Below are 10808 nucleotides of genomic sequence, written 5' to 3'. Positions count from 1 at the left end.
TGGCAACAGGCAACAGGGAACAGGTAACACCGGAGCTGGGAACAGGGAACAGGGAACCCACCCCTAACCCCTCCCAGGAGGGGAAATAATTGATAATTTATGTACGATCATTGATTTTATTTTTGATTTTTACCAGATGTCTAATACCAATTCGTATTTCATATCCAGAAAAGAGGGAACAGGCAACAGGCAACAGGCAACAGGCAACAGGCAACAGGCAACAGGGGGAAATAATTGATAATTTATGTACGATAATTGATTTTATTTTTGATTTTTACCAGATGTCTAATACCAATTCGTATTTCATATCCAGAAAAGAGGGAACAGGCAACAGGGAACAGGGAACAGGGAACAGGGGGAAATAATTGATAATTTATGTACGATCATTGATTTTATTTTTGATTTTTACCAGATGTCTAATACCAATTCCTATTTCATATTAATATTCTCTGATGACAAAGAATTAGCCCTGAGATATGAGGGCTAGAGCAAAACTACAAGCCTGATTATAACTTTTCTACTGGAGATGATATAGCGTTTCTCAAATTGGTGAGATACAGTTTTATATCATGTCCGGTTGAATAGTTATAAATAAGGGAGTAGGGAGAATAAAAAGATTTGTACTGCAAGTGACAGTTTTGGTTTTTTTCATCACGCTCTTGTCCGGACATAATATTAGATCCCCCCCTGCCCCCCTTAATAAGGGGGGAGATTTCAAAGTCCCCCTTTTTAAGGGGGATTTAGGGGGATCGTAAATGTATCTTTAATGATAAATGCTATATTATTGAAATTTAGACTAACTAATTAGACGAAAAACATGACAGCAATTATCCAAGCAAATAAACTAAATATGATTGATGTTGAGCTTGACATCCTCCCGACGCTGCTCTACGAGACAGCGCGGGATTCCCTAACATCACTGATAGGGACTTTCTGCTTCATAGCACCTGCCTCCGAGGCCGAACCTCTTTTCGGTCTTACGGTCGCTCCACAGACTGACACTGCTAGCCCAGCAGCCTTATCCTATTTAGGATAGCACACTATTGTAAGAACCGCAAGATTGATTGGTTTTCCCATGCGACGCTCCCCTTCGGGAGAGCGCGGGTCTTCAACCAACGTTGAGATAAATTTAGTCTCAACCAAACAGATGATATTCAATTCTTTAGAGAATGGTTTGATAATTTACACGAGATAACCGATATAGAAAAACAAGTGTTAGACCGAGCAAAAGCAAATTATTTGAATGCCATTAAACATCGGGAAATTTCAGAAAATTTGGTAAAAATGACAGTAATTGCTCCTCTACTTGCTTGGGCAAATTTTTATCAGCTTCCTTTTGATATTGTAGATGAAAATTCTATTGATGTTTCTGTGGAAACACAGGATGAACTTATCAAAGGTCGGATTGATATAATAGTTTTTAAACATCACTTATGGTTATTAGTAATTGAGTCAAAAAATGCTGGATTATCTATAATTAATGGTATCCCTCAAGCCCTTGCTTATATGATGGCTAATCCTCATCCAGAACAACCAATTTTTGGATTAGTTACTAACGGAGATGATTTTCAATTTATCAAATTAGTTAAACAAAATTCACCTCAATATGCTTTATCTAAAAAATTCACAATTTCTAATCCCCAAAATAATGAACTTTATAATGTACTCAGTATCTTAAAAAAATTAGGTAAAGTTATCAATTAAACATTTCTAATAATAAAAAATCAAATCAATAATTACAGCATATTTCGGGCAAATGAGGTACAAGGTAAATGATGAAAATATTGTAGTGCGGTCATCTTACCCGCTTCTGGGTGTACCTCATAACAACGGGAAGTGCTGTATCAATTCTTTCCCACTAATACCAATTTTAAAAAAGAATGTTATGAATAATAAGCACCATAAAAAGACTTTCATATAAAGTAAATCTCACGAAAAAGGTAACTTTAAACATCAAAAATAGCATTAAATCTATCAATTCTGCGTTATAAACTCTAAATTATAAATTAGAATAAATACCCTAACTATTTGTAGCAAAAATTTATCAATTTGGTATAATCTGTACGGACGTTGCATCCAATGTCCCTCTCTACTCCATATTTTCTGGAGATGTTTATTAATCAATTAATTATTATGTTAAAACGTCCTATATATCTCGACTGCAATGCTACTACTCCTCTTGATGAACGAGTATTAAAAACAATGTTGCCCTACTTCACCGAATATTTTGGCAACCCTGCCAGTGTCACTCATCAATATGGTTGGGAAGCAGAAGCAGCAGTTAAAAAAGCTAGAGAAATTTTAGCTTCAGCTATTAATGCCACTCCCGAAGAAATTGTCTTTACCAGTGGAGCGACAGAAGCAAATAATTTAGCAATCAAAGGAGTCGCTGAAGCTTACTTCAATAAAGGTAAACATATTATTACTATTGCCACCGAACATAATGCTGTTATCGACCCCTGTACATATTTACAAAACTTGGGATTTGAAGTTACTTATTTACCTGTAAATACAGATGGAATTATTGATTTAACTTCCCTAAAAACTGCCATACGTCCTGATACAATTTTAGTTTCTGTTATGGCAGCAAATAATGAAATTGGTGTCTTACAACCCTTGGCAAAAATAGGAGAAATATGTAAAGAAAATTCCGTTATTTTCCATACTGATGCTGCACAAGCTATTGGGAAAATTCCTCTAGATGTGCAGACAATGAATATTGATTTACTATCATTAACTGCCCACAAAGTTTACGGTCCAAAAGGTGTTGGCGCTCTCTATGTGCGTCGTCGTCATCCCAGGGTAAAATTAGCACCTCAAATACATGGAGGTGGTCACGAAAGAGGTATGCGCTCTGGCACTTTGTATACTCCCCAAATAGTCGGTTTTGGTAAAGCTGTGGAAGTGGCAATAGCAGAAATGGAGTCAGAGGCAAAACGGTTAACTACTTTGCGACAACAGTTGTGGGAAAAGCTGCAAACAGTGGAAAATATTTTTCTCAACGGACATCCGACTCAGCGTTTGCCAGGAAATTTGAATATTAGTGTTGAGGGTGTGGATGGGCAAGCATTGTTATTGGGGTTACAACCTGTGGTGGCGGTCTCTTCCGGTTCTGCTTGTACTTCTGCAAAAATAGCACCTTCCCATGTTTTGGCAGCTTTGGGGCGTTCAGAAAAATTAGCTTATGCTTCCGTGCGTTTTGGCATCGGGCGGTTTAATACTGTGGAAGAAATAGACTTGGTGGCTGAACACGCGATCGCTACGATTACATCTTTACGGAGAGCCACTCAAAGTCAGGGCTAGACACGGATTTGGCCACGGATGCACGGATGGATGTAGAGAGTCCGGTAGGGTGCGTTTTCGGTTGTCACCGACATAAAATGCTGCGCGATATGAAAAGTGGAACGTCACCTCAGTTATCAGTTATCAGTTATCAGTACTTCTGCAATAAGGAGGCTTGAAATAAGAAATATGTTCTTTTTTTTATCCCCTTAAAAGGGGAGGCGCATACCCACAATTTTTCGGTAACGCACCACTATACCCTAAAACCTACTGGACTGACTTTACGTCAAGCAAGTAGAAGTCAGGGCTAATTCTTAACTACGACGTTTGTATTTAAATAGAGCGATCGCTTTTGGGAATGTTCAACTTGATAAAAGTAGTAAAAGTAGGTTGGGTAGAACGACAGTGAAACCCAACTAATATCATGGTTATCAGTTATCAGTTATCAGTTATCAGTTATCAGTACCTCTGCAATAAGGAGGCTTGAAATAAGAAATATGTTCTTTTTTTTATCCCCTTAAAAGGGGAGGCGCATACCCACAATTTTTCGGTAACGCACCACTATACCCTAAAACCTACTGGACTGACTTTACGTCAAGCAAGTAGAAGTCAGGGCTAATTCTTAACTACGACGTTTGTATTTAAATAGAGCGATCGCTTTTGGGAATGTTCAACTTGATAAAAGTAGTAAAAGTAGGTTGGGTAGAACGACAGTGAAACCCAACTAATATCATGTCCGGTTGGCTTTGTTGCATGAAAGTATATAGCTGCCACACTTGCTCCGCATATCTACAACAATAACGCGCTGAAACTGCTGTAACTATTGGACAATAGATAAATAGGGTTTGCGCTCAAAAGTCTTATGGGTAAGGGTAGGAGACAGCTATACTGGAGAAATGGGAATTATAGAGGAAGTAGGAGGAAGAATAATCAAGGGATTATTCTCCGCAACTATGCGCCTAAAATGCTAATTTTTTGAACCATTACGACCTAAAAGCTTGGACTATTTTCAACTAAAAAATGCGCTCAACCTTTATATGTCAATGCTTTTAGATTTATTCAGCAAACCCTAAATAGAATATCAATCTTTGAAATCAAAAGGCTGAAACTATTACCTGTAAAGGTTTTGATAGTCTAACTGTTATCCCTAACTATTGGACAATAATATAGAACATCAATAATCGCGAAAGAGAGCGATCGCTCTGATGCAGAGCAATAACTATTGGACAATAGATAAATAGAACATCAATAATCGCGAAAGAGAGCGATTAAGCTGCGGAATGGATGTTAAGAACGCTACTTTCATGCAACAAATCCTGTCCGGTTGAACAGTTATATCATGTCCGGTTGAACAGTGATAAATAAATAACTACGGAGGAGTCAGGAGTCAGGAGTCAGGAGGAAAGAGGGAAGAAAGAAGAAGAACTGGAGTTGAAGGAGAAAGTTTTTTTATCACTAATTATCCGGACATGATATTATAAATAATTAGGGAGGAGTCAGGAGTCAGGAGAAAAGAATGTATCAGGAGAAAGAAGTGTTTCGATCGCTAATTATCTGGATATGGTATAGCGCCTTTATGTTTTGGGTTTCGTTAACTCAACCCAACCTACAAATACTACTCAAAGTCAAAAATCAAAAGTAATCCCTGACTGATAACTGATAACTGAAATGACACAGCGTTATGTAATTGTGGTAAAATCTAGATTAACTGATAACTGATAACTGAAATGACTCACGCTAAAATCAAAATAGACCTACCCCAACCCTTGCTCAACCATACTCAATTACCAGATGAAGACGGCACTTTTGTGAAAAATTTCCAGGAACATCCCCAAAGTATCCTTTTAACTGACTCCATCGGATCAGTTTTACAACAGCGACACCCAGATGGAAATTATGCCATCGGACAAGATAGTGGTATCTATTGGCGACAAACAGAACCACCCGAAAAAGGAGCAGAAGCACCAGATTGGTTTTACGTTCCCAATGTACCACCACTATTAGATGGTGAATTTCGTCGTTCCTATTGTCTGTGGCAAGAAAAAATAGCACCTTTAATTGCTATAGAATTTGCCAGTGGTGACGGTAGAGAAGAATTAGATAAAACACCTTTGTCAGTTTCCGAAGATGCCGAAACAACTAAACCAGGAAAATTTTGGGTCTACGAACGCATTATCGAAGTAGCTTACTACGGAGTATATATCATCAAAACAGGCAAATTAGAAATGTATCATTTAGAAGATAACTCTTATCGCCAGATGTTTCCTAATGAACGCGGTCACTATTTGATAGAACCCCTCGGAATAGAATTGGGAAAATGGGAAGGTTCCTATCAAAATCAAACTCAATTATGGTTACGCTGGTGGGACTCCGAAGGGAATCTGTTGTTAACAGGATCAGAAGGAAAAGAAATAGAAAAAGCCCGTGCAGAAGCAGAAAAAGCCCGTGCAGAAGCAGAAAAAGCCCGTGGCGATCGTCTTGCCAACCAATTAGAACAAGAACGCCAAGCACGAAAAAATGCTATTCCTCAATTATTAGCAACAGGAATGAGTGTGGAACAAGTAGCACAAACTCTTAGTTTTACTGTTGAGGAAGTGAGGAAAATTTCTGGTCGTTAGGGTAAGCATTCAGCAGTCAGCTATCAGCTTTATTACCTTTTTGACCCTGAAATAATTCTATTCTGCTAAATATATATCTGACTTTAACCATTTTTGTTGACCAAACTATTCGTAACATTCTTTTTTCAAAATGGTATAATATCATGTTAGGTTGAATACTTACACTTTGGAGGAAGGAAGGCAGAAGGCAGCTATGCTGGAGGCAGAAGGGAAGAAAAGGTTAAAAGGGATAAAGTTTTTTTATAACTGATTATCCGAACATGATATAATATCAAGTCTAATTGAATGAGCCATAATAAATTAGCTATCCTTAGTCATCTTTAGATGACTTCTGCTTTCAGCCAAGAAATTTATTTCTTGGCTTGGGGGATGATTTGAATATAAGCTTTTCTTCCCTTCTGCCTTCTGCCTTCTTGGCTTGGGGGATGACTTGATATAAGCTTTTCTTCCCTTCTTCCTTCTGCCTTCTGCCTCCTGCCTCCTGCCTTCTGCCTTCTGCCTCCTGCCTCCTGCCTTCTGCCTTCTGCCTCCTGCCTCCTGCCTTCTGCCTTCCTTCGGACATGATATTACCAAACCACTTGCAACCTTTCTGCTGCCACTCTCTGATAAACCATATCTGTTTGTTTCGCTATCCTACCCCAGCAAAATTTATACTCTAATTCCTGATAAGCATTACTAACCAATTTTTGTACATCATTAGAATCTCTCAGTACCTCCACAATGCCTTGTGCCAAAGAAATAGGATTACCAACTTTCGTAACAATACCTGTTCTACCATGTTCCACCACTTCTGGCAAACCACCCGTATCCGAAACCACCACAGGTACCCGCGCAGCAAAACTTTCCAAGGCAACAATACCAAAAGGTTCGTAAAGACTAGGAAATACTGCACAGTCAGCGATCGCTTGAAACTTATCTAAATTTTCATCAGACATAAACCCAGTAAAATGAAACCATTCAGAAACTCCCAAATGCCATATTTCTTTTTTCCAAAGGTCTGTTTTTCCGCCACCGATCATAATAAATTTTACCCTGTCTCCCATTTCTGCAATTACTCTCGGCGCTGCATGAATTAACACAGAAAGACCTTTTTCCGGGGTCATTCTACCTAAATAGTAGACTATTTTTTCTCTATCTTTTGCAAAATGTCTGCGGAAATTTACTGCATCAAACTCTTCTCTACTTGGTTTTTTTTCAGCACAAATACCATTATAAATTATATCTATTTTATCCCAGGGACTATCTAAAGTTCTTGCTACTTCTACCTGCATATATTTAGAGCAAACAATTACTCGCCAAGCATTATAAACTAGCTCTTTTTCCTTTGCATTTATGTACTGTTGACTATGATTATGAATACCATTGTGACGACCATTTTCTGTGGCATGAATTGTAGCTATTAACGGTAGTTTAAAGATATGTTTAAGAGCGATCGCTGCATCGGTGACTAACCAATCATGGGCATGAATTATATCAAAATTTTTCTCTTCTTTTATTAGTTTGCCTCCATGACGCCCCATAGCTTCATTCATATTTGCTATCCAATGAAAGAAGTTTTGACTTGGTCCGACTGGCACTCTATGTACTTCTATTCCTTCTACAATTTCATACATTGGTGCTTCGCCAGATTTGACTGTGATTAAATGCACTTCATGTCCTAATTTCACCATTTCTGGATATAATTCTGCAACATGACGTGCTATGCCTCCAATAATTCTTGGTGGAAACTCCCAGCTTAATACAAGAATTTTCATTACTACATAACTCCGTTTTTTTACAATTATTAATCTTTAGTGATTTGACTTTAAAGATTATTTTTAATATTTAATATTTTTCCCGATAAATATAATGGATGCTTTAATCTAAGCATTCTTGACTATAATCTTATATTCTTGACGATGTGAGTTAATTCCGGTTAATTACTATATCAAAAAATATGCTTAATAATGGTAAGCATTTCCTGCGGAATGCTGCGTAAACAGCTATTAGCTGTTAGCTAGCATCCTTGATCGGAACTGCGGACTTCAGTAACAAGACTCTCTCATATAGGAAACTGTTTAAATTAATATAGACTTTAAGAGCAAGGGAGGCAACTTTTGTAGTAATATCATGTCTGGATAATCAGTTATAAAAAAACCTTTTCCCTTTAAACTTTTCTTTCCCTTCTGCCTTCTGCCTTCTGCCCTCTGCCTTCCCTCCTCCAAAGTGTAACTATTCAACCGGACATGATATAAGAGAATTAATAAAGCTTTGATCGTCAACTAAAAGCAATAGCTGAAGTCCGCAGTTCCTCCGGAGGAGGCTAGCTGAAGTCCGCAGTTCCTCCGGTAGGAGGCTGGCTGACGGCTGTTTGCGCAGCATTCCGCAGGAAATGCTTACTAATAATACTACTTACCCAAGTCAGGTTTTTATCTTTAGACTATTTTCTTAATTTTGTCAAGGCTATTAAATGACTGCTATACGAATTTGATATTTTTAAAGAATTAGTATATACATAATAATTTTACTTAATATTAATAACTATTATCCTATTATCTTTAAGGTATCATTAATTTCCCCTAGTTCAAAATCTCAAACAATCAATAAAAATAAGTATAATTATACAAGTATGAGGAATTATCAATAAATATTAAGTAACTGCGATCGTTCTATTCAACCTGTAAGTAGTCTTCTAAATTTCCTTTCTCAACTCTCAAAGTATCAAAATCATTAGAGGCCAGAGTTAAATTATAAGTTATTGCCGTTGCTGCGATGAATAGATCGGCATTTCATATTAGTGTTCTTTTGGGTCTCAGGTCTATATTAACTTCTGATGATTTTTCAATAATTGATAAATTTTCTAACAATAAAATTTTAACTTCTTAACAAAACTCATTAAACACGGAAGCTTCAATCATCATATCCTCCTTTTAATAATTGATAATTGATAATGGATAATTGATAATTATCTCTCCCTAAAAGGAATAGAATTGAATAAAAGGAAAATATTTTCTTGTTTCTCCTTTAAAGGAGAGGATTTTTACCTTAATTATTCGGTAAATTGACTTTAATTAAACAGCGATATTACTCTATAGCAGTCCTATTTAAGTTGTAATATTTTGGTGGTATGAGTGAATGGCCATTCGCCATTACAGGAGTCAGGAGTCAGAATATGAAAGATTTTCAGTTCAAATTAACTATTATCAAAATTGTCACAACCAATTTAGGATTGCTATATTATATCTCTAACCAATTCTCTAATTTTATTCCCTCAACTCTTAACATATCAGAATCATTAGAAACCAGAGTTAAATTATGAGTTATTGCCGTTGCTGCAATGAGTATATCAGCATCTTGAATTTGTCTTCCTTTCCGTCTCAAATCTATGTGAATTTCTGTTGCTTTCTCAATAATTTCTAAATTGTCTAAGAATAAAATTGTAACTTTTTGACAAAATCTGTTAAAAGTAGATAGTTTTCGAGTAGCATTCACATATAATAATCCTCTTTGTACTTCATAAAAGGTAATGCAGCTAATATAAATATTCTGTTTTCTAATATCTACGTCTAGTAGTTTATCTATAATTTTTTGATTCTGATTCACAACTGCTGAAACTATATTAGTATCTAATAGATAATTCACTTTTCCCATCTCCCTTCTACAGCAGCATTAAACATTTCTTTTTCTTCTGGGGTAAAATCATCAAGTATTGTCGATAATAACTCTGTTGACATAACTCTCTCAACTCTTTCTTTTAGTTGTTCATCATTGAGAGGTAGGAGAATTTGAGGTGACACTCTATCTAATAATTTTGAGAAAGTCTCAATCAGTTCATCTCGATCTAATTCTTCTTGATAAAGACTATCATTTTCCATTGTTTGGTCAATCATTTCTGAAATTCTTTTAAGAACTGTATTCTTTTCTGTAGAAGCTTGAGTCATCATGTCCTCCTATAATTTTTTGATTCTAGTTTACAACTGCTGAAACTATACTAATCTTTAGTATATCACTTACCTTAATATCTCCCTTCTACAGCAGCATTAAACATTTCTTTTTCTTCTGGGGTAAAATCATCAAGTATTGTCGATAATAATTCTGTTGCCATAACTCTCCGAACTCTTTTTTTCAACCTTTCATCATTGAGAGGTAGGAGAATTTGAGGTGACACTCTATCTAATAATTTTGAGAAAGTCTCAATCAGTTCATTTCGATCTAATTCTTCTTGATAAAGACTATCGTTTTCCATTGTTTGGTCAATCATTTCTGAAATTCTTTTAAGAACTGTATTCTTTTCTGTAGAAGCTTGAGTCATCATATTCTCCTATAATTTTTTGATTCTAGTTTACAACTTCTGAAACTATACTAATCTTTAGTATATCACTTACCTTAATATCTCCCTTCTACAGCAGCATTAAACATTTCTTTTTCTTCTGGGGTCATTTCAGTTATCAGTTATCAGTTATCAGTTATCAGTACCTCCGGCTTTAGTCGGAGGATTGAAAATACTGAATTTAAATTCTTTCATCCCCTTAAAAGGGGAGGCTTTAGACCTCATTTTTTAGTATAGCAATCCTATTTTATTTGTGTATAAAAATCTTACCGCTTTTAGGGAACAGGGAACAGGGAACAGGGAACAGATGGGAGTTTCAGTTTTTTTCTCTACTTTTTGATTACCCGCAACTTATTTAGGATTGCTATAAAATCATCAAATATTGTTGATAATAACTCTATTGACATTACTCATCTAACTTTTTTTGTCATATCATGTCCGATAGCATCGTTTGTGTATAAAATCAAGGTGACAATGGGAGAAAACCTTCTGCCTCCCCCCCTTTCAAAGGGGGGTAGGGGGGATGCCTCCTGCCTTCCTTCCACCAAAGTCTAATTATTCAACCGGACATGATATCAGTCGTTCATCATCTAGAGACA

General features: G+C 36.4%; 8 protein-coding genes. 3 read left to right on the top strand and 5 right to left on the bottom strand.

Going from position 1 to position 10808, the window contains the following annotated elements; genetic code table 11:
- The first annotated feature begins 1152 nt into the window (after positions 1-1152).
- The 3 genes from F6K54_RS31065 (at position 1153) to F6K54_RS31055 (ending at position 5900) form a co-directional block, all read left to right on the top strand.
- Positions 1153-1704, top strand: a complete 552-nt coding sequence (locus F6K54_RS31065; RefSeq protein WP_366558282.1) for a type I restriction endonuclease — start codon at positions 1153-1155, stop codon at positions 1702-1704.
- 429 nt (positions 1705-2133) lie between these two features.
- The gene (locus F6K54_RS31060) at positions 2134-3303 is read left to right on the top strand and encodes an IscS subfamily cysteine desulfurase (RefSeq protein ID WP_293086514.1); all 1170 of its coding nucleotides are present in this window, start codon (positions 2134-2136) and stop codon (positions 3301-3303) included.
- Between the two features lie 1706 nt (positions 3304-5009).
- The gene (locus F6K54_RS31055; protein ID WP_293086512.1) at positions 5010-5900 is read left to right on the top strand and encodes a Uma2 family endonuclease; all 891 of its coding nucleotides are present in this window, start codon (positions 5010-5012) and stop codon (positions 5898-5900) included.
- 337 nt (positions 5901-6237) lie between these two features.
- Here the strand turns inward: F6K54_RS31055 and F6K54_RS31050 are convergent, their stop codons facing one another.
- The 5 genes from F6K54_RS31050 to F6K54_RS31030 all read right to left on the bottom strand — a co-directional run bounded on the left by F6K54_RS31050 (position 6238) and on the right by F6K54_RS31030 (position 10194).
- A complete protein-coding gene (locus F6K54_RS31050) occupies positions 6238-6462 on the bottom strand; it encodes a hypothetical protein (RefSeq protein WP_293086509.1) in 225 nt (74 codons plus the stop codon).
- Between the two features lie 4 nt (positions 6463-6466).
- Positions 6467-7654: a glycosyltransferase family 4 protein gene (locus F6K54_RS31045; protein WP_293086507.1), complete on the bottom strand. Its 1188-nt coding sequence runs from the start codon at positions 7652-7654 to the stop codon at positions 6467-6469.
- Positions 7655-9116: 1462 nt separating this feature from the next.
- Positions 9117-9521 carry a type II toxin-antitoxin system VapC family toxin gene (locus F6K54_RS31040; RefSeq protein ID WP_375342013.1) on the bottom strand — a complete coding sequence of 135 codons (405 nt, stop codon included), beginning with the start codon at positions 9519-9521 and terminating at the stop codon, positions 9117-9119.
- Entirely contained in the window at positions 9518-9823 is a 306-nt protein-coding gene (locus tag F6K54_RS31035; protein ID WP_293086503.1) for a hypothetical protein, read from the bottom strand. The genes F6K54_RS31040 and F6K54_RS31035 overlap by 4 nt, the downstream gene beginning before the upstream one ends.
- Before the next feature lie 71 nt (positions 9824-9894).
- On the bottom strand, positions 9895-10194 hold the full coding sequence (locus F6K54_RS31030; RefSeq protein WP_293086501.1) for a hypothetical protein: 300 nt from the start codon (positions 10192-10194) through the stop codon (positions 9895-9897).
- Positions 10195-10808: the final 614 nt, after the last annotated feature.

This window comes from Okeania sp. SIO3B5 (assembly GCF_010692555.1).
In the GTDB taxonomy this organism is placed as follows: domain Bacteria; phylum Cyanobacteriota; class Cyanobacteriia; order Cyanobacteriales; family Microcoleaceae; genus Okeania.
The sequence above is the reverse complement of the archived record's forward strand: the minus strand, read 5'-3'. Positions and strand labels throughout refer to the sequence as shown.